This is a genomic window from Lysinibacillus sp. Ag94 (assembly GCF_023242215.1).
Classification (GTDB): Bacteria; Bacillota; Bacilli; order Bacillales_A; family Planococcaceae; genus Lysinibacillus.
The window spans coordinates 940,746-965,924 of sequence record NZ_CP096780.1 but is presented as its reverse complement, the minus strand read 5'-3'; the positions used below and the strand labels follow the sequence as shown (position 1 = coordinate 965,924).

23 protein-coding genes are annotated in these 25,179 nt (G+C 38.9%); 2 read left to right on the top strand and 21 right to left on the bottom strand.

Translation table 11 applies throughout. The features are described 5' to 3' along the window. Positions 1–39: 39 nt before the first annotated feature. The 5 genes from sdaAA to MY533_RS04255 form a co-directional block, all read right to left on the bottom strand. Positions 40–951, bottom strand: coding sequence for an L-serine ammonia-lyase, iron-sulfur-dependent, subunit alpha (sdaAA, locus tag MY533_RS04275; protein ID WP_132357471.1), 912 nt, complete (start codon positions 949–951; stop codon positions 40–42). A 14-nt stretch (positions 952–965) separates the two neighbouring features. After that, the gene (gene sdaAB, locus MY533_RS04270) at positions 966–1,628 is read right to left on the bottom strand and encodes an L-serine ammonia-lyase, iron-sulfur-dependent subunit beta (protein ID WP_049668406.1); all 663 of its coding nucleotides are present in this window, start codon (positions 1,626–1,628) and stop codon (positions 966–968) included. A 351-nt stretch (positions 1,629–1,979) separates the two neighbouring features. After that, complete coding sequence (locus MY533_RS04265; RefSeq protein WP_132357472.1) at positions 1,980–3,629, bottom strand: DAK2 domain-containing protein; 1,650 nt, start codon at positions 3,627–3,629, stop codon at positions 1,980–1,982. Positions 3,630–3,647: 18 nt separating this feature from the next. Further along, complete coding sequence (locus MY533_RS04260; protein ID WP_132357473.1) at positions 3,648–4,010, bottom strand: Asp23/Gls24 family envelope stress response protein; 363 nt, start codon at positions 4,008–4,010, stop codon at positions 3,648–3,650. A 111-nt stretch (positions 4,011–4,121) separates the two neighbouring features. Then, the gene (locus MY533_RS04255) at positions 4,122–5,324 is read right to left on the bottom strand and encodes a GGDEF domain-containing protein (protein WP_248718142.1); all 1,203 of its coding nucleotides are present in this window, start codon (positions 5,322–5,324) and stop codon (positions 4,122–4,124) included. Between the two features lie 742 nt (positions 5,325–6,066). On the opposite strand from MY533_RS04255, the gene rpmB reads away from it, so the two are divergent. Further along, on the top strand, positions 6,067–6,255 hold the full coding sequence (gene rpmB, locus MY533_RS04250; protein WP_004227417.1) for a 50S ribosomal protein L28: 189 nt from the start codon (positions 6,067–6,069) through the stop codon (positions 6,253–6,255). A gap of 199 nt (positions 6,256–6,454) precedes the next feature. Here the strand turns inward: rpmB and MY533_RS04245 are convergent, their stop codons facing one another. From MY533_RS04245 to MY533_RS04170, 16 genes are all read right to left on the bottom strand, one after another. Next, positions 6,455–6,763, bottom strand: coding sequence for a hypothetical protein (locus MY533_RS04245; protein ID WP_248718141.1), 309 nt, complete (start codon positions 6,761–6,763; stop codon positions 6,455–6,457). A 558-nt stretch (positions 6,764–7,321) separates the two neighbouring features. Then, positions 7,322–7,423, bottom strand: a complete 102-nt coding sequence (spoVM, locus tag MY533_RS04240) for a stage V sporulation protein SpoVM (RefSeq protein ID WP_100544041.1) — start codon at positions 7,421–7,423, stop codon at positions 7,322–7,324. Between the two features lie 18 nt (positions 7,424–7,441). Continuing rightward, positions 7,442–8,095: a thiamine diphosphokinase gene (locus MY533_RS04235; protein ID WP_248718140.1), complete on the bottom strand. Its 654-nt coding sequence runs from the start codon at positions 8,093–8,095 to the stop codon at positions 7,442–7,444. Continuing rightward, a complete protein-coding gene (gene rpe, locus MY533_RS04230; RefSeq protein WP_142507629.1) occupies positions 8,092–8,760 on the bottom strand; it encodes a ribulose-phosphate 3-epimerase in 669 nt (222 codons plus the stop codon). The genes MY533_RS04235 and rpe overlap by 4 nt, the downstream gene beginning before the upstream one ends. Before the next feature lie 2 nt (positions 8,761–8,762). Continuing rightward, positions 8,763–9,647 carry a ribosome small subunit-dependent GTPase A gene (gene rsgA, locus MY533_RS04225; protein ID WP_248718139.1) on the bottom strand — a complete coding sequence of 295 codons (885 nt, stop codon included), beginning with the start codon at positions 9,645–9,647 and terminating at the stop codon, positions 8,763–8,765. 11 nt (positions 9,648–9,658) lie between these two features. Continuing rightward, positions 9,659–11,647, bottom strand: coding sequence for a Stk1 family PASTA domain-containing Ser/Thr kinase (gene pknB / locus MY533_RS04220; protein ID WP_248718138.1), 1,989 nt, complete (start codon positions 11,645–11,647; stop codon positions 9,659–9,661). Between the two features lie 2 nt (positions 11,648–11,649). Then, entirely contained in the window at positions 11,650–12,399 is a 750-nt protein-coding gene (locus tag MY533_RS04215; RefSeq protein ID WP_132357888.1) for a Stp1/IreP family PP2C-type Ser/Thr phosphatase, read from the bottom strand. Positions 12,400–12,405: 6 nt separating this feature from the next. Next, entirely contained in the window at positions 12,406–13,548 is a 1,143-nt protein-coding gene (rlmN, locus tag MY533_RS04210) for a dual-specificity RNA methyltransferase RlmN (protein ID WP_132357479.1), read from the bottom strand. Next, entirely contained in the window at positions 13,548–14,909 is a 1,362-nt protein-coding gene (gene rsmB, locus MY533_RS04205) for a 16S rRNA (cytosine(967)-C(5))-methyltransferase RsmB (protein ID WP_248718137.1), read from the bottom strand. Before rsmB ends, rlmN begins: the two co-directional genes overlap by 1 nt. Continuing rightward, complete coding sequence (gene fmt, locus MY533_RS04200; RefSeq protein WP_248718136.1) at positions 14,906–15,847, bottom strand: methionyl-tRNA formyltransferase; 942 nt, start codon at positions 15,845–15,847, stop codon at positions 14,906–14,908. Before fmt ends, rsmB begins: the two co-directional genes overlap by 4 nt. Before the next feature lies 1 nt (position 15,848). After that, entirely contained in the window at positions 15,849–16,343 is a 495-nt protein-coding gene (def, locus tag MY533_RS04195) for a peptide deformylase (protein ID WP_049668389.1), read from the bottom strand. A gap of 226 nt (positions 16,344–16,569) precedes the next feature. Further along, a complete protein-coding gene (gene priA / locus MY533_RS04190) occupies positions 16,570–18,984 on the bottom strand; it encodes a primosomal protein N' (protein ID WP_248718135.1) in 2,415 nt (804 codons plus the stop codon). Beyond that, positions 18,981–19,991: a bifunctional phosphopantothenoylcysteine decarboxylase/phosphopantothenate--cysteine ligase CoaBC gene (gene coaBC / locus MY533_RS04185; protein ID WP_248718134.1), complete on the bottom strand. Its 1,011-nt coding sequence runs from the start codon at positions 19,989–19,991 to the stop codon at positions 18,981–18,983. The genes priA and coaBC overlap by 4 nt, the downstream gene beginning before the upstream one ends. 464 nt (positions 19,992–20,455) lie before the next feature. Then, on the bottom strand, positions 20,456–20,683 hold the full coding sequence (gene rpoZ / locus MY533_RS04180) for a DNA-directed RNA polymerase subunit omega (protein ID WP_053483349.1): 228 nt from the start codon (positions 20,681–20,683) through the stop codon (positions 20,456–20,458). A gap of 4 nt (positions 20,684–20,687) precedes the next feature. Next, entirely contained in the window at positions 20,688–21,305 is a 618-nt protein-coding gene (gmk, locus tag MY533_RS04175; RefSeq protein WP_132357484.1) for a guanylate kinase, read from the bottom strand. Between the two features lie 43 nt (positions 21,306–21,348). Continuing rightward, positions 21,349–22,224, bottom strand: a complete 876-nt coding sequence (locus MY533_RS04170; protein WP_248718133.1) for a YicC/YloC family endoribonuclease — start codon at positions 22,222–22,224, stop codon at positions 21,349–21,351. Between the two features lie 917 nt (positions 22,225–23,141). On the opposite strand from MY533_RS04170, the gene MY533_RS04165 reads away from it, so the two are divergent. Next, the gene (locus tag MY533_RS04165) at positions 23,142–24,839 is read left to right on the top strand and encodes an Rqc2 family fibronectin-binding protein (protein ID WP_248718132.1); all 1,698 of its coding nucleotides are present in this window, start codon (positions 23,142–23,144) and stop codon (positions 24,837–24,839) included. The last annotated feature ends 340 nt before the right edge of the window (positions 24,840–25,179 follow it).

Here is a 25,179-nt window from a genome sequence, read left to right as displayed (position 1 = left end):
AAAACACGCCTTCCACTTAGGAAAAACGTGTTAATGATTTTATTTTTGAAGTGATTTGATACTTTCTAAATCGCCATTATCAAAAATGGCTCTGCTAATAGCTTTACCTGTTGGTGTTGCAGCAAGTCCTCCACGTGCAGTTTCTTTTAAATTCGGACTCATAGATTGTCCAATTCGATACATCGCACCAATCACTTCGTCACACGGGATACGACTTGTAACCCCCGCAAGTGCCATATCCGCTGCCACAAGGGAATTTGCCGCTCCCATTGCATTTCGCTTAACACAAGGAACCTCTACTAATCCCGCTACCGGGTCGCAAACAAGCCCTAGCATATTTTTTAGCGTAATGGCGAATGCTTCTGAACATTGCTGTGGCGTACCACCAGCCATCTCTACAATCGCTGCCGCCGCCATACCAGCAGCTGAGCCAACCTCTGCTTGACAGCCACCAGCAGCACCTGAAATCGAAGCATTATTAGCAACAACGAAGCCAAAAGCACCCGATGTGAATAAATAACGAATCATTTGCTCACGTGTCGGATTTAGCTTGTTCTTTACCGCGAACAGCGTCCCTGGTACAACCCCAGCAGAACCCGCAGTTGGAGTAGCACAAATTGTACCCATAGCTGCATTCACTTCGTTTGTTGCAACAGCCTTACTCACCGCGTCCAGTAATAAATCCCCCGACAGTGAATTGCCTTGTGCAATATAATTTTGAAGCAATACTGCGTCACCGCCCGTTAAGCCTGTTACAGATTTTACACCCTTTAAACCTCTTTCAACAGCTTCTTCCATCACTGTTAAATTATTGTCCATTTGCTGTATAATTTCATCTCTTGAACGTCCAGTTATTAACATTTCTTGCTCAATCATAATTTCAGAAATTAGCTTTCCTTCTTGCTCCGCTCGTTCAACTAGTTCACGAACATTATGAAACAATACGTCCATATTCGTGCACCTCCTTAGTTATTAATTTTAGAAACCTTCGAAATATGTGGTATTAAAGATATTTGTTGTAATATTTTATCCTCAATGTTTTGATCGACTTCTATCACCATAAGGGCCGTTAAACCACGTTCTATACGCGAAACCTCCATATGTCCAATGTTGACCGCATGCATCGCTAAGCAATTTGCCACATTGGCAATACAGCCAGCACGATCATCATGAACAACAAGGATTGCTGGCATACCACCTGTTAAACGTAGCTTAAAGCCATTAACCTCACTCACTTCAATTTTTCCGCCGCCGATAGAAATACCAACGACAGACATCTCTCCTTCATCATCGCCAATTACAAGGCGAGCCGTATTCGGATGCTCCATATTCGCTGTTTCTGGGATAAACTCATAATCTAGTCCTGCCTTTTCTGCATCGGCAAAAGCTGTTTTGATCCGCTCATCGAATGTATCGTAATTTAATAGGCCCCCTACCAAAGCCACATCTGTCCCATGTCCTTTATACGTTTCAGCAAACGAACCATATAAGTGGATTTTTGCCCATTTTGGTTGTCTTCCAAATAAATCTCTAGCAACGCGTCCAATTCGTGCGGCTCCTGCCGTATGTGAAGAAGAAGGCCCAATCATTACTGGTCCAATAATATCAAATACTGAAGTAAACTTCATAATAACACCCCTCTATTCTATCCATATAATAATATCGATTTTTTATTTATATCATGCTTGATAGTTACTATAAAAGTAAAGCACTTCTTTATCAAATTTCTGAAAATTTACACGACTATATTTTACACAATGGCAATATTGATTAACCTTTGTCTACTCCGTATAGACAATAATTTCAAAATGCTGATATTCCAATATTTCCAAGTTCATTGTCCACTGGACATATACATCGAATCATTTATTTTTAGCTAATTCAGCTCGTGTAAGATCCTCTATTCTCCCTGTACCATAAACAAAAGCAGTACACGGCTTGTGCACTGCTTTGTCTACTTATGCGCAAAGTAGAGTGAATTATTCTACTGAAATAATATATGGATATAATCCTTGTTTACCATTAAATAACTCTACTTCAACCTCTGGATAATTCTCTTCAATGAATTTCACTAATTCTGAAGCATTTTCTTCGGTTGTATCCTCACCATAGATGACTGTTACAATTTCTGCATCTTCATCCACTAAATCAGTAATTACCTTCTCAGCAGCATCTTTTAATGCTGGAGTCGATAATACAATTTTTCCTTCTGCAAGAGCCATGAAATCATCTTTATGAATTTCCACACCGTCAATAGATGTATCTCGAACTGCATAAGTTACTTGGCCTGTTTTAACATTTGCGAAGGCTTCTGTCATTGTTGCTTGGTTCATTTCAACTGCCGCCTCTGGATTAAACGATAAAATCGCTGCCATACCTTGAGGAATCGTTTTCGTTGGAACTACAGCCGCTTCTATATCTAATAGCTCTACCGCTTGTTCTGCTGCCATCACGATATTTTTGTTATTTGGTAAAATCAATACTTTTTCAGCACCAATTTCTTGTACTGCCTTCACAATATCTTCAGTAGAAGGGTTCATTGTTTGACCACCTTCAATAACATAAGAGGCACCAATTGAACGAAGTAATTCAGCAACTCCCTCACCCATTGCAATCGTTACTATTGCATATGGATGCTTTTCTGCTTTCTTAGCTGAAGAAGGTGCTTTATGATCCTCACCAACAATGGCAGAATGCTGTTCACGCATATTGTCGACTTTAATTTTAATAAGACTACCATATTTTTGACCCATTGCTAATACAGCGCCTGGTTGTTCAGAATGAATATGCACTTTTGCAATTTCTTCATCTGAAATAACGAGTAAAGAATCACCTAGAGGATTTAATTCATTGCGGAATTGTTCTTCACTAAATGGCTCTTTTCCTTCTTCAAAACGGACCATGATTTCAGTACAATAACCAAATTCAATATCCATAGTATTCATGAAATCTTGTGCTCTATGATGTTCTGCATTAATTAAATCATCTAAAGTTGCTTCATTTTTCACTGGTAATGGCTCGCCCTTTAAGGATGCTAAAAATCCTTCATACACAAATAGAAGACCCTGACCGCCACTATCTACAACTCCGACTTCTTTTAGAACAGGTAGAAGTTCAGGCGTACGTTGTAACGAAGCCTGTGCTTCAGCAGTAAATGCTTCCATCACTGCAATGATATCGGTTTCAGTTTCTGCCACTTCCACACCTTTTTTCGCCGCTTCACGTGCAACCGTTAAAATCGTTCCCTCAACTGGCTTCATTACTGCTTTATACGCAGTTTCTACGCCTGCTTGGAAGGCACCCGCAAAGCCCTTAGCATCAATCGTCGCTTCTTTTTCGATAGATTTACCAAAGCCACGGAATAACTGCGATAAAATAACGCCTGAATTTCCGCGTGCTCCCATAAGTAAACCTTTTGATAAAGCTTGAGCTGTTTTGCCGATATGTTCTGACGCATATTGCTCCGTTTCCTTTGCCCCAGATGTCATCGATAAGTTCATATTCGTTCCTGTATCACCATCTGGTACTGGAAATACATTTAATGAATCAACATAATTTGCATTTTGGAATAGGTGATGGGCACCCATTTGCACCATTTCTGCAAACTTTATTCCGTCTAAAGACTGCATTAGAATTAGTTCCTCCTCTTAATCATTCGCTACACGAACGCCCTGCACAAAGATATTGACAGATTTTACGCTCATACCTAATGTTTTATCCACTGTATATTTCACTTTCGACTGTACTTGATAAGCAACTTCCGAAATTTTTGTCCCGTAACTAACAATAATGTACATATCAATATGTAAATCGTCGTTCTGTTTTCGAATAACAACACCTTTTGCAAAATTTTCTTTACGTAAAATATCAGTTAGACCATCACGAATTTGATGTTTAGATGCCATGCCAACAATACCGTAGCATTCTACAGCAGCGCCACCAGCTATTTGTGCAAGTACATCTGTTGAAATATCAATTTGGCCGAATTCATTGTTTAATTCAATCGACATAGAAATGCCCCCTTGGCTCTTTTTGACTAAATGATATTGTAACACTTTCGTTATGCATTAAGCAACCTTAGAAGGCATGAAAGCGCATTGTATCAACGTTTTACTGACATTTTAAAGGGAAACATACATCTCATCGAAATTTCCACTTTTGCTGTAAAAGTTGTTACGACCGTTTTGTTTTGCTGTGTATAGTGCTTGATCCGCTAATTCACAGCATATTTTCAATTGCTCGCTATTGGAGATTTTTGCATGACACATCCCAATACTGACTGTTACAATATTAGCAACTTCTGAATGCTCATGACGTATATTTAAATGGCGTACTTCCTCTAAAATTTCCTCACATACATGTTCTGAAAATTTAGCCGCATGTTGGCTAACGATTACGAACTCCTCGCCTCCCCAACGTGCTACAAATGCATTATACTTTTCTGCAATTTCATCTAATAGAGCTGCCACTTTTATTAAAGCTTCGTCACCTTGTAAATGACCGTAATAATCATTTAATTTTTTAAAGAAATCAAGATCAATCATCATGACAGATAAAGATTTTGGTTTACTTAGTTGTTGCCCTATTTGTGTCAATTTATGATTAAAAGCTCGACGATTGGGCAAATTTGTCAATGTGTCCCGGAATGCTTGCTCTGATAGTTCATTATTTTTCTCAGTTAATAATTTTGATAAATTTTTAGTTTTTGTCATTTCTACTTGTAATAAAATTTGTTGTTTCGTAATTTGTTTTTGTATTTTATAAGTGTGACGCTGAATAATTAGCCCTATAGGAATAATGAGGGACATCGGTAAAAATATTCTAATACTTTCACCTGATATCCCAACACTCAAATAAGCACTTATTAATATAGGTAGTACCGTTATTAACATAATCAGAAAAGTTTCCAGGAAAGAGATAGAAAAAATAGTACAAATCAATAAAAACAGCACCTCATAAAGAACCGCATGTTTAAAAAAATAGACGTCCATTAACGTTATGACAGTAATTAATATCAATATAGTATAAATATAAGCAAGTAAGATCGATTTGTATTTTCGAAAATTAAGAGATGTCACTTTAATTTTCTTTTCTCTTACAAATAATAACACTGCTAAATCTAGATAAAACAATATCGTGTGGATGGCAATATAAGCTGGCACCATTGCTCGTTCAGTTTTTGAAAAAAAGACCTCACCGTAATGAATAATTGTAATGATGGCTGATATATACATCATTGTCCATGCTACGGTGCGCATACGTTTTAAATTAAATTGAATCATTTCTTTTTGTATAGTGAGAGCTAGCTTTTCTTGATTTTCCATGACGTCCGCTCCTAATAAACAATCTTGTACTAATTTGTCCTTTATTTATCGTCTAAATATTGAAAAATACAAGTAGTCTTTGCAACATTGTTGAAAAATGATTGGCGTGAAGACTATGCGACTCCTTGTGGATCTTCACAGATTAGACCATTAAGCGCAGCGGGTAGGCTGTGCGGGAACTACGTAGCTAGACGTAGAGACGGCATAAAATAAAATGAATGAAGGAGAGGTGGGACATCCATGCCATTATTAGTATGAGCTATGACAATCGCTAAAGTTTGTGCTTCTGAAGGAAAATGAAAACAGCTTGCCCATTTCAGCGCTTTCAGCAAAATGCAATTTACCACTTAGCACATTACATAGAATATTAAAAGTTCGGTTCAGTAAGTATAGGTTTTGCTTGCTTTACCGTTTCAGCAGAACATATTAATACCCCTTACAAACTGGTAAATGTGTTTCAATAAAGCTTGGCCCCAACCAAGGGTAATCTTCCATTGTTTGTAAATCCCTTTCAATCAGGCATGCAAGTTAAAATCGAGCTAATATATACCAACAATTGTAACACCTAGGAATTAACGACCATTATTTAACAAGTATCTTTTTGTCTGTAAAGGTTTTTTTCTTGAAAGGTTATGTGAAAACTATTGCACTGAACGTCATGGTATGTTAAATTATTATGGTATGTGAAATACCGAACTGAAATAATAATCTTTCAGCATCAACAGTAAGGAGGGAATACTACATGCCAAAACAATGTGTAATCACTGGACGTAAAGCTCGTACTGGTAACAACCGTTCCCACGCTATGAACGCTAACAAACGTACTTGGGGTGCTAACCTTCAAAAAGTTCGTATCTTAGTAGACGGTAAACCAAAACGTGTATGGGTTTCTGCACGTGCATTAAAATCAGGTAAAATCGAGCGCGTTTAATCGTTGCTTCCAAAAAATCGATTTCGCATTTGGCGCAAATCGATTTTTTTCTGTCTTATTAACTGGGCAAACTACCAACCGCCTTTGTGAATATTTATATAATAAAATGACTATGCCGCTAGAAATTACTTCTCATAGTAATTCCTAGCGGCTTTCATTACATATAGCAGCACAACAAAACACCTTTGCAGAATGGCCGTTACGATATAATAAAGTATAGTTCTTCAACAAAGTGAGGGGTTGATTGCCGTTCCGACTGGGCGCTTTGTTGCTGACGCTTCGCTTTCGCACAGAAAACATTTGTTGCTGTCGCTTCGCTTTCGCACAGAAAACATTTGTTGCTGACGCTTCGCTTTCGCACAGAAAACATTTGTTGCTGTCGCTTCACTTTCGCTACAGAAAACATTTGTTGCTGTCGCTTCACTTTCGCTACAGAAAACATTTGTTGCTGTCGCTTCGCTTTCGCACAGAGCAAACCTTCCTGGGGGCGTCCGATGAGCCGCTTCACTCGCGTTGATTGCTCCAGGGTCTCGGGCCAACACGATGTTGGTCACGAAGGCGTTATCACAAGATGTGATGCTTTTAACCTTCGTTCCTCTATCGCTGAACCCGAGGAGTCGCCCAGTCTCCACTACAATCAACCACTTCTCATAGTATGTATCTTCTGGCACGTCTTTCGCGAAAGCCTAGAATTAACGTAGCATCAGCAAGATCAGGTGTACAATAGCATTATTGTAATAAGTTTCTTCTGTTTGATTATGGTGAGTAGCCATAGCGTTCACTTTTGAAATACATAAAATTAATAAAAGTTCTATGCAACCGCTGATTGGAGTGGAAGGCTACTCGACTCCCGTGGGAAAGCGAGACAGACGAGACCCTGAGGCCAACACGATGTTGGTCACGAAGGCATTGTCACAGGATGTGACGCATTTAGCCTTCGTTCCTTTAGCGGAGGAAGCGACTCGACGCTCGCCCACAGGAACTAGCGAGTAGCCGGGAACGGAAATCATCCACCATAATATTCACAAAGAATTTTTTCAATACTATAAAAAAAATCCGACTAGTGTTAGTCGGATTTTTTTACTTTCTTTTCTTTTTTAAAAATGTTGATACATGTACGCGTAATACTACTTACAAATTTCGGCAGCTGGAACGTATATACTTTCAGGACTCTCTCCCCCTTACGCTAATCTATGCTTCTTATCATTAAACATATGCCTTGCGAGAAAGATATAGACCCTGAATTCCCTATTATTTCATTACTTGTAAAGCGAGATGTACCAAGAGAGATTTCTTCATTTGTTGTTTCATATTTCACATTCCTTAATGTCACATCTTTAATCGGCTCTTCATGTGAAAAGAAAGACAAATAACGGTATTGCTCGTCTGCTTCAATGAAGTGCTTGCCCGGCATTAAAAATTGCAACATATTTGCATGATTAATAATCTTCAACACTACCTGTGAATGCTCTTTTTGTAATCGATAAATCGAACGAACTGCTGCCTCATAATGATCTAAACGACCACCTGTAACACCTGTAAGTACAATTTCTTGCGGTGCATAGGCCAAAGCTTTTAATAATGCTAAGTCCGTATCTGTTTCATCTTTTTCTTCCTGGAATCGTTGTCTATCATTTGTATGTGCCATCACCAGCTTGTATTCCTCTTGCGATAGTGAGTCAAAATCTCCTACTATGGCATGCGGTGTGATTCCTTGCTCAATTAAATATAGCGCTCCTCGGTCTGCTCCGATAAATAACACATCACTTTGTTCTTTATACGGACTAAATGAACACAGTTCCGCTCTTGGCCCACCTGCACAAACAACGACTACTGTCATCCTTGAATCGCTGCCTCACCAGCAGCTAAAATTTCCTGTAGGGCCGCCGAACGATCTTCTTTACTATAAATAGCGGAACCAGCTACAAAAATTGTTGCTCCTGCTTTGGCACAAGGAATAATAGTCTCTGCATTAATACCACCGTCAATCTCTATAGCAATATCGAGATTACGTTCTTTAATGATAGCTGCTAGTGCTTCAATTTTTGGCACAACAGAATGAATGAATTTTTGCCCACCAAACCCTGGATTTACTGTCATGAACAGCACCATATCAATATCTTCTAAAATGTGTTGAATAGATTCAATTGGTGTATGTGGGTTTAATACAACACCAGGTTTAACTCCATATGAGCGAATTAATTGAATCGTACGGTGTAAATGGCGGCAAGCTTCAACATGCACCGTAATATAGTCCGCACCTGCTTTGGCGAATTGCTCAATATATTGATCAGGATTTTCGATCATTAAATGAACGTCTAGTGGCAAATCAGTTAAAGGGCGAATGGCGTCTAAAACAATAGAGCCGAAAGAAATATTTGGCACAAAATGACCATCCATAACATCGATATGAATAAGCTGTGCCCCTGCCTTTTCTACTTCTTTTACTTCTTCTCCTAATTTAGCAAAGTTCGCTGCTAAAATTGATGGTGCTATTTGTATCATCATTAATACCTCGGCTTTCGATCCATAATTTCTTGCATAAATTGCTCGTAGTGTTTATAACGGTAGTCACGAATTTCTCCCGCCTCAACAGCTACCTTTACTGCACATTTTGGCTCCTTTAAGTGTAAACAGCCTCTAAATTTACAATCATCTGCCATACGGGCCATCTCAGGGAAGCATGCGCCTAATTCTTCTTTTTCTATTTCATCAAAATCAAATGAACTAAATCCTGGAGTATCTGCTAATAAGCCGTCACATACTTCGATTAATTCGACATGGCGAGTCGTATGTTTTCCTCGCCCTAAACTTTGCGAAATAATACCGGTCTTTAAATTTAAATCTGGAATTAAAGTATTTAGTAACGTGGATTTCCCAACTCCAGATTGCCCTGCTAATACAGAAGTTTTTCCCTTTAAAATAGGCTGTAGACGATCAACTAATTCTTCTTCACCTTTATAGGTTTGTAGCACTGTATACCCCATGCTTTCATAATCTTCTATATAGCTTTGCAATTCCTCGCGTTCATGATTTTCTAGTAAATCCATCTTTGTTAAACAAATAATCGGATGAACATGGAATGATTCTAAAACAACTAAGAAACGATCCAGTAAAATTGTATTAAAATTAGGTTCTTTTACTGAAAATACTAAAATCCCTTGATCAATATTAGCTATTGGCGGACGTACTAATTCATTTTGGCGTTCCATAATTTTTTGGATCGTACCGTCTGACCCCTCTGTTTCCAGAGTGTATTCTACATTGTCGCCAACGAGTGGAGATTCCCCGCGATTGCGAAAAACCCCACGTCCTCGACATTGTATTAGTTGTTCTCCATCATATACATAGTAGTAACCGCTTAATGCTTTACGTATTTGGCCTTGCGCCATCCAATTCCCCCTTATTTAATATCGCTGAAGTTGAATCTGTTCTCATCAATAATTTCTGAATCACGAATAATTCTATATGCGCCTACTTCACCCTCTTCAATGACAAGCTGTATTTTATAGTCTTTATCAGCTGTAATAGTAAATGTATCGGCTACTGATGACATTGTATGGTTTTTATCTTGAATTTCAATACGAATAGTTTGCTCCATACCTTCCTCAGCTGGTTCATAAGGTATTTTTACAGCCACAGTTTTAACGATAGTTTTTTTAGGTTTTTCAGCTGGCCCTTTACTTATAACAACCGCTATTGTAGATCCTACTTCAACTGAAGTCCCTACTTTTGTCAATTGTGAAATAACACTTCCAGCAGCCACTGTATCATTAAAGTCTTCACGAGCAATACTCCATTTCAAGCCATTTCTTCTTACGTACTCATCCATTTCAGCCTTCGTGTAATTCACAACATTACCTACGGTAACCATTTGTATACCTGCGCTTACCTTAAATTTCATCTTTGTATCTTTAGCAATTACTTCTTCTTGAGGTTTTGGCTCTTGATCAATAATTTGTCCTTCTGGCTCCGTTGAATGCACATAGCTAATATCTGGCTCTAAAAATTTATCCTTTAACATAGATTCAACTTGGCTGATTTGCCGCCCTCTATAATCTTCCACTTTTGTCATTTCTAATCCAAGACTAACGATTAAATCTATTTCCGTACCTTTTACACGCTCTGTACCCTCCGAAGGGTCTGTTTCAATAATCTTACCCTTTTCCACGTTCTCATCATAACGCTCCTGATGTTCTTCACCAACAGTAAAACCTTCAGCCACTAATTTCTTTGTAGCTTCCTCAACGGTCAAATTAGCCACACTAGGTACAGGTATCTTTTTCGGGCTAAATAAATCTGTGGCAAAGAAAAAGAATAGGAAGATAGCGATAGCGGCTATTACTAGCCCAGCAACAACTATTGGCCATTTTTTCTTTTTCTTCACAGGTGCTGTCTTTTCAACAGGCTTTTTAACCTCAGGTTTCGGCGGCTTTGGTTGCGCAATTGGTTCGATTGCTCTTGTCTTCGTTAAATCTTCGTCTTTACGTACAACCGGCTCTTTTATTATTGGAATAGCCTTTGTTACATCATTATCTTCCGGTATGACAAACTTCGGTTCATTCACCCGATTTGGCGATAAAACAGTTTCTAAATCTACTTGCATTTCTTCTACTGTCGAATAACGATGAGAAGCATCTTTTGCCGTAGCTTTTAGCACAACATTTTCTAAGCTTTGTGGAATCGTGGCATCGAATGCACGAACGGACGGCGTCTCAGATTGTAAATGTTTAAGCGCGATAGAAACAGCTGACTCGCCTGAGAAGGGCAACTCTCCTGTTAATAATTCATATAAAACAATGCCAAGTGCATAAATATCAGATTTATTTGTTGCCGTACCACCACGAGCCTGCTCTGGTGATAAATAATGCACCGTTCCAAGTACGGAGTTCGTTTGTGTAAATGACGTTGCACTAAGTGTCATCGCGATGCCAAAATCAGTTATTTTCACATTGCCTTCAGCGTCCATTAAAATATTTTGAGGTTTAATGTCACGATGGATAATATGATTTTCATGAGCATTGGCAATTGCTGATGTTAATTGCTTCATAATATGCACACTTCTAGCAGGAGAAATTGGTGCAAATTCCTGTATGTACTGCTTTAATGTTTTCCCTTGGACATATTCCATCACAATATAATGTAAATCACCATCATCACCTACATCATAAACACTAACGATATTTGGATGTGTAAGGCTTGTAGCAGAAAGTGCTTCACGTTGAAAACGGCGATGCAATTCATCCTCATTGGTAAAATCATAGCGTAATATTTTGATCGCTACATCACGGTTTAAAATCATGTCATGTGCTAAATAAACATTGGACATACCACCGCCACCAATTAGCCCTATAATTTTATAGCGATCACTAATTCGTTTACCTACAAGCATACTTACACCTCCTCATCTTGCCTTGTGAGTAGCACGAGGGAGATATTGTCTTCTCCCCCGCTTGCATTTGCTAATTCCACAAGCTTTCGTCCTTTTTCTGCTATTGAATCCGGATACGTAATAATTGATGCCATTTCATACACTGTAAGTTTATTGCTTAAACCGTCAGAGCAAATGAGTAAATACGATTTTGATGCTAAATCAACTTCATAAAAGTCTGGTTCAATCGTTTCTTCTGTACCAACAGCTTTTAAGATGAAATTTTTCTTCGGATGTGTCAACGCTTCCTCTTCGCTAATTTCACCATTTTCAACCAGAACATTTACATAAGAATGATCTCTTGTTATTTGTTGTGCACCATCATCAAAGAAATAATACACACGACTATCGCCAACATGTGCGATAAAGCAATGATGTTCTTCAATTAACACTGCAATAAACGTCGTGCCCATTCCTTTACAGTCTTCATGTGATAAAGAATAGTCATATATACTTTTATTCAATTGCTTGACTGCTTGTAGTAACCACTCTTTTTTTGATGTTGTTGATGCAAAATGATGTGCCTCAGCCTGTAAAAAAACGGATTCCATCTGTTTCATCGCCATATCACTCGCTACATCGCCAGCATTATGACCACCCATGCCGTCTGCTACAAGTGCTAGCGCAAGACCGTTTGGACGTTTGAAAAATGCCGCACGGTCTTCATTAATTGCTCGTTTTAACCCAATATCACTTTCGACTGTGTATTCCAACACTGGTCACCTCGTCTCTTCAGATCTCTCTTGCGCACGTAATTGACCACACGCAGCAGCAATATCAGAACCTTGCTCTCGGCGGATCGTTACGTTAATACCATTCTTCTTTAATGTTTTTTCAAAGGCAAAAATTTGACTACGGGATGTGCGAACATAATCACGTTCTGGTACGTAGTTTACAGGAATTAAGTTCACGTGACATTTAAGTCCTTTTATTAATGCAGATAATTCTTCTGCAATTTCAACAGAATCATTTTCACCAGACATTAAACCATACTCAAAAGTAACACGTCGGCCAGTTTTTTTCGTATAGTAACGAACGGCTTCCATTAATTCATCCAATTTGTAAGCACGTGCAATTGGCATCAGCTTTTGACGAGCCTCTTGGTTTGGTGCATGTAAGGAAACTGCAAAGTTGATTTGTAGCTGTTCATCAGCAAATTCGTAAATTTTAGGGACAATTCCTGATGTTGATACAGTGATGTGACGAGCACCAATATTTAACCCTTTTTCATGGTTGATGACTTTTAAGAAGTTCATCATCGCATCATAATTATCGAAAGGTTCTCCAATACCCATAATGACGATATGTGACACACGTTCGCCCAATTCATCTAAAGTTTGTTGCACTTTGACAACTTGCTCCACGATTTCCCCTGCTAATAAGTGACGTTTTAATCCACCTAAAGTTGACGCACAAAACGTACAGCCAATTCGGCAGCCTACTTGTGTCGTCACACAAACAGAGTTCCCATATTCATGACGCATTAATACAGTTTCAATAGAATAGCCATCTTGTAACTGGAATAAAAACTTGATCGTACCATCTTTAGATTCCTGTTGAATAATTGTTGATAATGTCGTCAATGCAAAACTTGCTTCAAGCTTTTCACGTAATCCCTTTGAAAGGTTAGACATTTCTTCAAATGTTTTGACACGTTTATTATAAAGCCAATCAAAAATTTGCGCTGCACGGAATGGTTTTTCACCATTTTCCTTTAACCATTCTTCTAATTGTTCCGGCTGTAATGAGTATACCGATTCCTTTAAATTTGGTTTTTCTTTTTTTGCGCGTCGAACAGGCTTGTCTTCTGCTTCTTCAACTAAGTCGTTAATGCGCTCATTAAATTTCTCTTGATCCACCATTAGTTGGATCCTCCTTTTTTACGAAAGGCGGCAACGAAGAAACCGTCACTGCCAAAGTCTTGTGGAAAGACTTGAAGCATGCCATTTGCTTGCTTTTCCGCTAATTTTGTTGGTAAAGATTCTAGTTGTATAGCTTCCATTTCTGGATGCGTTGTTAAAAAGGCTTCTACAGTACCTTCGTTTTCCCTTTTATCTACTGTACATGTACTGTACACAAGCTTGCCATCTATTTTTAATACTTTTGTTGCAGCATCTAATAGTGCCAATTGTATTTTTTGTAGGCTTGCTAAATCTTCTTCTCGCTTTGTATATTTAATATCTGGCTTACGGCGCATAACACCTAAGCCACTACAAGGTGCATCGACTAAAATAGCGTCGAATGATTCTAGTTGTAGAAAATCTGGTGCCTTCCGTCCGTCAATCGGAGCAGTCTCTACGATATCAATCCCTAGACGATCCGTATTATGGTCGATTAAATCTAATTTATGAGGGTGAAGGTCAGTCGCTAAAATTGAACCTTCATTTTTCATAATCTCAGCTATATGTGTTGTCTTTCCTCCCGGAGCTGCACACATATCTAAGACGCGCATGCCAGGTGATGGATGTAAAACATTTGCAGGAATCATTGAGCTTTCATCCTGAATAGTAATAAGCCCATCTTGGAATGCCTTTGTTCGAGCTGGCTGACCATTTGTTACATATAAACATTCAGGCATTAGCTCGCTTCTTTGTGCTGATAAACCTTCCGCTTCTATGCTGGCAATCGCTTGTTCAACGCTTGCTTTCGTCATATTTACACGTACAGTCTGCACCGGTGGTACATTATTTTCATGTAGCATTTCAGCCGCTACTTCAATACCGTAGTTATCGACAAAGCGCTGCACTAACCATTCAGGATGACTCGTTTCAATAGCAAGGCGCTCAATTGGATCTTTAATGTCAGCAGTAGAAGCTACACCTTGACGTAAAATAGATCGTAAAATACCATTGACCATTGAGGCTATCCCTTTGTGACCTCGACGCTTAGCAATTTCAACAGCCTCATTTACCGCTGCATGTGGTGGGATACGCGTTAAATAATGCATTTGATATAAAGATAAACGTAAAAGCCAGCGTACCCAATGATCCACTGAGCCACGAATAAATGGCTCTAAATAATAATCAAGTGTCATTTTATATTGTAAAGTACCATACGTAATTTCTGTTAAAAGCGCACGATCCTTCGCTTCAATTTTATGTCGCTTGATCGTTTCATTTAAAAGCAAATTACTATAGGCTTGATTTTTATCTACTGCTAACAGAATAGAAAGTGCAGCATCACGCACATTTCCATCCCAAATTACTACGCTTTTTTTACTCATTTAAATTGGTCCCCGATCTGTAATTTAGAACCTGTACCACGCAAATATTCCTCTGCTGTCATGCGTTTTTTACCAGCTGGTTGTACATCATACAGGGCTAGTGTTGTACCATTTCCAGCTGCAACTTCAAAATGGTCCTTTGAAATCGCGACAACCTCACCTGGTAAAGTATCATGCTTTTTGTTACCAACCTGCGCCCACCAAATTTTAAAGTTTCCATCTTCAAATGTTGTGTAGGCAACAGGCCACGGATGAAGACCACGCACTTGATTGTATAAAGTTGTCGCATCCTTTGTCCAATCGATACGTTCCTGTTCACGTGAAATATTGCTTGCAAAGGTTACTTGTGCTTCATCCTGCACTGTACGATTATTTGTTCCATTAATAATAGAAGGAAGTGTATCTTTTAATAATTCACAGCCTACAACACTTAGCTTATCAAATAGTCCACCTGTATGATCATCCTCTTCAATTGGGATAGCCTTTTGAGATATGATGTCACCAGCATCAAGCTTTTGTGCCATATACATAATCGTTACACCCGTCTCTTTTTCGCCATCAATAATTGCTTGGTGAATAGGTGCTCCTCCTCGATACTTTGGTAAAAGTGACGCATGGACGTTAATACAACCAAGCGGTGGTGTATCAAGTAATTCTTTCGGCAAAATTTGTCCAAAAGCGGCAGTTACGACTAGGTCAGGCTGTAAATCAATAATTTGCTGTAATTCCTCAGAACCACGCAATTTTTCAGGCTGAATAACAGGTAAACCTAATTCCATAGCTGCTGCTTTAACAGGTGGTGGTGTTAGCACACGTTTACGCCCAACTGGACGGTCTGGTTGTGTAACTACAGCTTTAATATCATAACCTTCATGATGTAGCATACGCAAAATTGGCGCGGAGAAATCAGGTGTTCCCATAAAAATTATTGAAGTCATATTATTCCTCCTCTTCAGCGTACATCGCTTCAAGCTCTTCCTCAGTTAAAATGCGTTTAATTTTCGAATCAAATAGCACGCCGTCTAAATGATCGATTTCATGTAAAATTGCTCGTGCATCAAAGCCTCCCGCTTCCAACTCATACACACGTCCTTCACGGTCACATGCTTCAATTTTCACGTAATCAGGTCGTTCAACCTCACCGTACAATCCAGGGAAGCTTAAGCATCCTTCAATATCCACTTCAGCGCCATCTGTTTCAATGACAGTCGGATTAATCATTTCTAAAATATCTCGTTCCTCGCCAAGCTCGACAATAGCAACACGTAATCCTACATTTATTTGCGGTGCAGCAATACCAACGCCATCGTATTCAACCATTGTGTCATATAAATCATCTAGTAATGTAATAATTTCTTCATTAATTTCTTTTACTTCCGCGCACGGCGTTGATAACACCTTTGCTGGATGTTCAACAACTTTTTTAATTGCCATGTTATGTTCCTCATTTCTATATTTAAGGCGTATTGCCTTGTCTAATTGTAACGCTACATCATAATCTAGCTAATTCATATCAATTATGCCTTAGCACCATAACGTGAGGTTAATTTCCGTTCCAATTGGGCGCTTTGCTGAAGTCGCCCAGCCTCTACTTCAATCAACTTATTCGCATGGCATATATTTTAACAAAATGTCATGTCTAATCTGGTGATGAATCATTTTATATAGTCGATGGATCTAAATCTACCGTCATTAATATACCCTGTTTAATCCATTCCGCTCGATACATCGCTAAAAGGCGCTGTAATACAGGAATGAGATTTGGTTCAATTTTATATTTTATCAAACATTGATAACGATATCTATTTTGGAGACGACTAATGCTTGCCGTTGTCGGTCCAATAATGGCTACCTTGTTTGATAAGTTTTCCCTTAGCCAATCCGCTGCACGTCCAGCATACTCTGCTGCCATCATGACATCCTCATGAGATAGTTGAACAAGTGCTACATAATAATACGGTGGATAGCTAGAGCGTCGACGTAAAAACATTTCACGTTCGTAAAATGGCTCATAATCTTGTATTTTGGCCAATTCAATTGCATAATGCTCTGGTGTATACGATTGAACAATAACCTCACCATGCTTTTCATGACGTCCAGCTCTACCACTAACCTGCGTTAATAATTGGAATGTACGCTCCGCTGCACGGTAGTCGGGTAAATGCAGAGATGTATCAGCACTAAGTACACCAACTAGCGTAATATTAGGGAAATCAAGACCTTTAGCAATCATTTGCGTCCCGAGCAAAATATCTGCCTGTCCTTCCCCAAATGACTGCAAAATTTCTTCATGTGCACCTTTTTGTTTCGTTGTATCCACATCCATCCGGAGAACCCTTGCCTCAGGAAATAGCTTATAAATTTCTTCCTCGACTTTTTGTGTTCCCGTACCAAAATAGCGAATATGCTCACTCTGGCATTGGGGACATATTTGAGGAACACGCTCCTCATAACCGCAATAATGACATTTTAATTTTTCAGTTGTTCGATGATACGTTAACGAGATGTCACAGTTCGGACATTGTACAACCGTTCCACAATCACGACAAAGCACAAAAGAAGAATAGCCACGACGATTTAAAAATAGCACCATCTGTTCTTTTTTCTCAAGCCGTACACGTATTGCATCAATAAGCTGCTCCGAAAACATAGAACGATTCCCTTTTTGAAGTTCTTCACGCATATCAGCAATATAAACAGTTGGTAACGCTTGATGCAAAGCACGTTGCTTTAAGGATAGTAAACTATATACACCTTTCTTTGCTCTCGCAAATGATTCAAGTGCAGGCGTTGCACTACCTAATATAACAGGACATTTATAAAATTTACTTCGCCAAATCGCTACATCTCTAGCATGATAACGGGGTGAATCTTCTTGCTTGTAGGTTGATTCATGCTCTTCATCTAAAATAATGAGGCCTAAATTTGTAAAAGGTGCGAAAATAGCCGAACGAGCTCCAACAACAACACTTACTTTTCCTTGCTGAATTTTTCGCCATTCATCATACTTTTCACCGACAGATAATCCACTATGCATTACAGCCACCATCTCACCAAAACGACTACGAAAACGCTCTGTCATTTGTGGTGTTAATGATATTTCAGGTACTAACATAATGGCTTCCTTACCTTCATCTAACACCTTTTGTATCGCTTGCAAATATATTTCAGTTTTACCGCTTCCCGTGACGCCGTGTAGTAAAAAGGTTTGCGCCGTCTGTTCTTCCATCGATTTAGTAATTGCCTTTAGTGCAATATGCTGCTCATTCGTCAACTGTAAAGATTGAGTACGGGAAACCTCCTTCGTAAAGGGATCACGATATACTTCTTCTTGTATAAAATGGGCGGCCCCTTTGTCAATAACTGACTGTAAGACCGCGGAAGATGCACCTGTTTCCTCATAGATTTTCTGTGGCAAAAGGACCTCTCCAAGATGTCTGCCCATCCATTCAATCAGTTGACGCTGTTTAGCTGCTCTCGCTGCACCTTCCATTGCTTTATCTATATCTTGCTGATAATCGGATATTTTGACCATCCGTATTTCTTTCACATTGCCTTGCTGCTTTACAACATTTTCAATTTTTACAATTTTATTAGTCATAAGCTGTTTTAATAAAGGAAGTAATTGTGCACGCTCGAATTCTTTGAAATTAGCCTGTTGTCGCTTACCAAAAATAGCCTGAGCCTCATCTGGCAAAGCATCTTTCTCCGCTAATAGCGTTATGATTTTTTCATACTTTGCACGAAGCGCTGAAGGGAGCATGACCTGTAAGGCATCAATTTCATAACAAATCGTTTCGTTTTTTAACCATTTCGCCATTAACAACATTTCTTCGGTTAATACCGGCTCTATATCTAAAATTTGCGCAATAGACTTTAATTTATTAGATGGTACATCTGTGTCATTTTTTAATCCGACTACAAAGCCTAGAACATTTCTTGGCCCGAACGGTACTTTTACACGACAGCCCATCTCGATAATATGTGCCCATTCTATAGGTACTTCATAGTCAAATGGACGGTCTACATGGTATGTCGAAACATCCACTATAACCTCTGCAATTAACAAACTCATCGCTTCTCACCCTGTAGTATATATGTCCAAAATGCTTGCGCAAACTGCGTGGCATTTGTCGTATCCCACAGTTGACCATTTACTTCTGCCGTGTCACTAAAATCAATCCACGTGTCAGACATAATTGCTAACAGTGGCTCACCAATAACCTTTTGTCCAAAAGTTATGGCGGTCATGCCTTCTACGGATAGCATCGGCGCCCCTTCAATTGTAGGCGTATTTGCTGCATGGATAAAAAATGCAGATGGATAGTGCTTTTTATAATCCTCAAGCTGCTCAAAAAGCTTATACACACTTCTTTCGTTCTCATCTATAAGAATTACATTTGCCCCAAGTGTTTTTGCCTCTTTTGCTATTGCCTGACCAATTCTACTATTCGACTGTGTACTAATTATATGGTGCTCGTCCATCGGAACATAAAACGCCCCAGCTGTAACTACAACCGTTTTACCAGCTAACGGCTTATGCTTCTCTGAAAAAAACGCTTGCACAAGCGCCGTTATTTTTTCTGGCTCCTCTAAACGACCTTTTCCAACATAGCCGCACGCTAAAAATCCTTCCGAAGGCTCAATAAATTGATAGCCATCAGAATGTAACTGCGCCAAATTTCGTTTTACCGCTGGATGGTCATACATATGTACATTCATCGCTGGTGCAAGCCATACAGGGGCAGTTGTTGCAAGCAAGGTCGTCGTTACCATATCGTCTGCAATTCCATTCGCCAGTTTCCCTATGATATTTGCAGTAGCTGGTGCAACTAAAATTAAATCTGCCCAATCCGCCAAATCAATATGGGCAATCACACTCGAATCCTTTTCATCAAAAGTATCGAAAAAAACATCATTTTTGGACATAACTTGAAAACTCAGCGGATTCACAAATTGTCTTGCTGATGCTGTCATGATAACCTTTACAGTTGCTCCTGCCTGAGATAGCTTACTAACTAAAGCGACAGCCTTATAAACTGCTATACCCCCTGAAACACAAAGTAAAATATTTTTATTCATGCACAATCGTCCTTTCAAATGATAAGCTCCCAAAGGAACATTCCCCGGGAGCTCTCGACATTCTGTATAATCAAAAATCCACTGCAGACGATCAATTATGCCTCGGCATAATTGCGTCCGAAAATCAGCTTTGTGCTTTGGCCTGCACATGCAGGTCAGTTAGCCGTTATCGCACGGATGCGACGATTTATGAACTCATTTCCGATTCCGGGACATCCGCCGGAGGCTTTAGGCCAGGCACATTGTTGGTCACTCAGTCGTTGCCACAGGACGTGACGCTTGACTGAGTTCCTCTATTTCAGCGGTTGTTTGGACATTCGCTGACAAGTAGCTTAAATCGGCATTCATCTCACCTATAAAGGCGGGAGACTTCTGTAGCTGACGCTTCGCTTTCGTTACAGGATATAAATGCTGAAAGAAGTTAACATTAATTTAGCGATGTAGCAAAAACTTTCTTATCAAAGTTAAATTTCGTCTTCGTACACAGTTGACTCATCCTGTGATACTTTCGTAAGTACACCTGCTGCTACTTCTTCAAGTGCTTTCCCTACATATTTATGGGAAACGTATTTGTGTAAACGTTCCGTGTCTTGTTCCTCTTGCATTTGACGAGCACGTTTAGATGCTAGACTTACTAAAGAGTATTTTGAATCGATTTCTTTTTTTAATGTATCTACTGATGGGTATAACATAGGTTTATTCTCCTCTCAACATTGACAAATATCTTTTTTCAACACGTTCTCTACGACAATGCTCTGCTTTAATAATCGCATTTATACGATCACAAGCATTTGTCACTTCATCATTTTCAACTACATAATCATAAAGGCTCATCATTTCGAGCTCCTCACTTGCAGTTGCAATACGCTTCGCAATAACGTCTGCTGTTTCTGTCCCTCGACCAACTAAACGGTCTTTTAATTCCGTTAAGCTTGGTGGGGCTAAGAAAATAAATAATGCATCTGGTGCCTTTTTGCGGATTTGTGCAGCACCTTGCACTTCGATTTCTAAAAACACATCGCGTCCTGCATCAAGTGTTTCATTTACGTAGGCTAACGGTGTTCCGTAATAATTCCCTACAAATTCAGCATGCTCTAATAAGCCACCCTGTTCAATCAACGCTTCAAATTCTTCACGTGTCTTGAAAAAATAGTCTACACCATCTACTTCACCTTCGCGAGGATTTCGTGTTGTCATCGAGATGGAATACTCATAATTCGTATTCGGCTGAGAAAATAATTCTTTGCGCACTGTCCCTTTACCTACACCAGATGGGCCAGACAGAACAATTAATAATCCACGTTCTTTTATCATTTATTCTCTATATCTCCCTTAATTTATAACAGATACAGGCAAGCTATTCGATATTTTGAACTTGCTCACGCATCTTTTCTAAAATTGTTTTCGCCTGAACTACTGCAACGGCCGCCTCTGTTGACTGATTTTTGGAACCAATCGTATTGATCTCGCGGTGTATTTCCTGCATTAAAAAGTCTAATTTACGACCAACTGAAATCATTTCTTGTAATGTTTCTTCAAGTTGATTAAAGTGACTATCTAATCGATCCAATTCTTCAGTGATGTCCACACGTTCTGCGAATATCGCTACTTCGGCAAGTAGGCGATCTTCTAACAACGCTCCATCCGCCACTTGAGAAATTCGTTCCGATAATCGTGTACGATATTTTTCTACAGCAAGAGATGCACATGAACGAATCTGATTCACTTGTTCCATTAACTGTTCTTTATATTGTACAACAACATCATGTAATTCTTGCCCTTCACGCTCACGCATTTGAATGAGCTGTTCAAGTGCTTGTGAAATAGCCTTTTCAACAGCATAGAGTAAATCCTCAGGTGTAAGCTGTGGCTTTTCTTGTACAAGTGCTTGTTCAAGCGATAGTAGCTCTTGCATTGTCCATTTTTCTTCTAGTGGTACTTTACTTGCTAATTGCTCTTTTGCCTTACGATACGCTTCAATTAATGACCAATTAATTTCAATAGATTGCTCGACGTTCTCTAAATCCTTAACATAAACCATCACATCAATTTTGCCACGTGACAAAGCTTGCGAAATTAATTTCTTTGCAAAAATTTCTGCTTCAAGCCATTCTTTCGGGAATTTTGCATTGATTTCTAAAAATCGATGGTTGACCGAGCGCATTTCTACGGTTAATTGAAAGTCTGTTGTTATTGTGACACCTCTGCCAAAACCAGTCATACTACGCACCAAGGTTCGTCACACCTTTCTTTGCATACTGGCATTATTATAACATAAGCTCTGTCATTTATGATGTCTCTCCGCAAAAAATTAGATCAATTTCGCCTTAGCAAAATTGTAGCTGTCGCTTTGCTTTCGCTACAGAAAAACAATTGTAGCTGTCGCTAGGTTGTTTAGACAACCAATAAATGAAAATAGAACAAAAGCTAATTCTACCACATTCGAAGCTATATTTTAATATTCACCTAAAAAATGCTATGATAAACATAAGGAAAAACTCATTAGCAAAGCATAGAGATGACATTTGTGAAAATGTATGCCATGTCTAGAAGATGATTAAAGTCAAGAACAGGCGACTCATCGGGGGGAAGCCGATTTCCGTTACGGGCTACTTGCTTTCCTGCGGGAGTCAAGTAACCCTTCACTACAATCCGCTAAAAATTGTCACTTATAAGCAAAATATCAACAAAAAACCCTTAAATTGCTCAAAACAATATTTTCTAATCAATCAATATTTCTTCACAAATTAATTCAGTTGCAATCTAAATAATTTGTGAAGATAAAAGAGGTAAACAATACACCCTGATCAATTATGCCTCGGCATAATTGCGTCTTTCCGATTTTGTGACATCTGCCAGAGGCTTTAACTTCTTTCAACGGATGTTTCACAAATGATGTCTATTATGACTTTTCAGCGGAATTTAAGGATGACCTTTTGCTAATACGTATGTCATGCATATAAGTTGATTGGAGTGGAGGCTTGGTGACTCATCGGACTCCCCCAGGAAAGCGCAGAAATCAACCACACGTTATGCCGATGAGTCATAAATAAAGTTCATTTATGCTTCAGCAGAGTGATAAGAATGTACCATTAAAAAAATAAATACGAAAGTACCAAGATGCTTATATCTTTGGAAAGAGGAATTCATATGGCATTTGATGGCTTATTTACTTATTCAATGACAGCCGACCTCCAACAATTAGTAACAGGTCGGATCACTAAAATACATCAACCAAACGCTCAGGAAGTTGTGCTACATATCCGTGCGAACGGAAGTAATCATAAATTACTTTATTCGATTCACCCTTCTTACGCACGTGTTCACCTTACTGAGCAATCTATAGAAAATCCAGCAGAGCCCCCAATGTTTTGCATGCTATTGAGAAAGCATTTAGAGGGTGGTTTTATTTCTTCTATTAAACAGCACGATTTTGATCGAATTATAATAGTAGAAATTGAAAGTAAAAATGAAATAGGCGACCCTATTGTTAGGGAGTTACATGCTGAAATTATGGGCCGTCATAGTAATCTGTTATTAATAGATAAAGAACAGGGAAAAATAGTCGACAGCTTAAAGCATTTGCCACCTTCTGTGAATAGTTTCCGTACAATTTTACCTGGCCAGCCTTATATCGCACCGCCCGCACAGAATAAATGGCACCCTCTAGCAGTAACCGACGAACAGCTTACACTGTTTTTCTCTGAACCAAAAACAGCTAAGGAAGTAGTTTCGCAATTTATTGGTTTCTCGCCTATACATGCTGAGGAATTACTATTCCGATTAACAGACACAGATGATCGTGTAAATTGCTTTAAACATTTTATAGCTTCCTTTAATAATGGCGGAACAAAGCCGATGTATGTAAACGCAAATAATAAAACGTACTTCTCACCAATCGCGCTAACACATTTGCAAGGAGATGTAACGATTTATCCAAATGTCCATGAGCTACTTGACCGTGTATTCTTTGCTCGAGCTGAGCGTGATCGTGTCAAACAGCAGGCTGGTGATTTAGAGCGATGGCTACAAAATGAAATTGACAAACTTATGTTAAAAACTAAAAAGTTGAATAAAGACTACGAACGCGCATCTAAGCTAGATCAGTTCCAATTATATGGAGAATTACTGATGGCAAATATTTATTTGTTTGAAAAAGGCGAAAAGGAAGTAACTGTCACTAACTATTATAGTGACACCGGAGATGAAAAAATCACCATTCCAGTGAGTGAACGTAAAACACCTGTTGAAAATGCTCAAAGCTATTACACAAAATACACAAAAGCAAAAAATGCCCTTATTATGGTTCAAGAACAGCTAGAAAAAACGAAAGAGGAAATTGCCTATTTCGAAATGCTTGCTCAGCAAGTACAACAAGCTGCTCCTGGAGATATCGAAGAAATTCGTGAAGAATTAGCAGAACAAGGTTATTTGAAATTACGTCATGCACGAAAAAAGAAAAAACAAGCGAAGCCTGAGCCAGAACGTTACGTCTCGTCAACAGGTGTAGCGATTTCAGTTGGTAAAAATAACAAACAAAATGACATGCTTACATTTAAAATTGCTAAACGCACGGATATTTGGTTGCATACGAAGGATATTCCAGGCTCACATGTTGTCATCCATACAAGTGAACCTGACGAAACGACATTACGAGAAGCTGCAACACTTGCTGCCTATTTTTCAAAAGCAAGAAACTCTTCCTCTGTTCCAGTAGATTACACAGAAATACGTCAAGTAAAAAAGCCAAATGGCGCTAAACCCGGGTTTGTTATTTACTTTGAACAAAAGACTGTATACATCGATCCAGATGAAGCTGTCATTTTACAACTAAAAAAACAGTCCTAAAGATTGAAACCGGGACATAACTGCTTAAAACCTAAAAAGCGCGAGAAATCCATTTTAGAAATGTTGATTTCTCGCGCTTTTTCTAATGTTATTTTTTATTGTACCTTCCTAGCCTCTCAAACTGTAGACAAACTCTTAAATTATTAGATTTAATCATAATTCAGTATGTTGTGGAGATACGTCTCGTTATCTCTATGGTGAGCTTATCATGGAGATGAAAAGCTGCCTCGGCATAATTGATTCATTTAAGCAGAGCATTTCTTTAAATCGAAATGCACTACCAAATGTGCAACGCTACCATAGTTCATATACGGACTAATAATCCTTCACACGCCTAAAA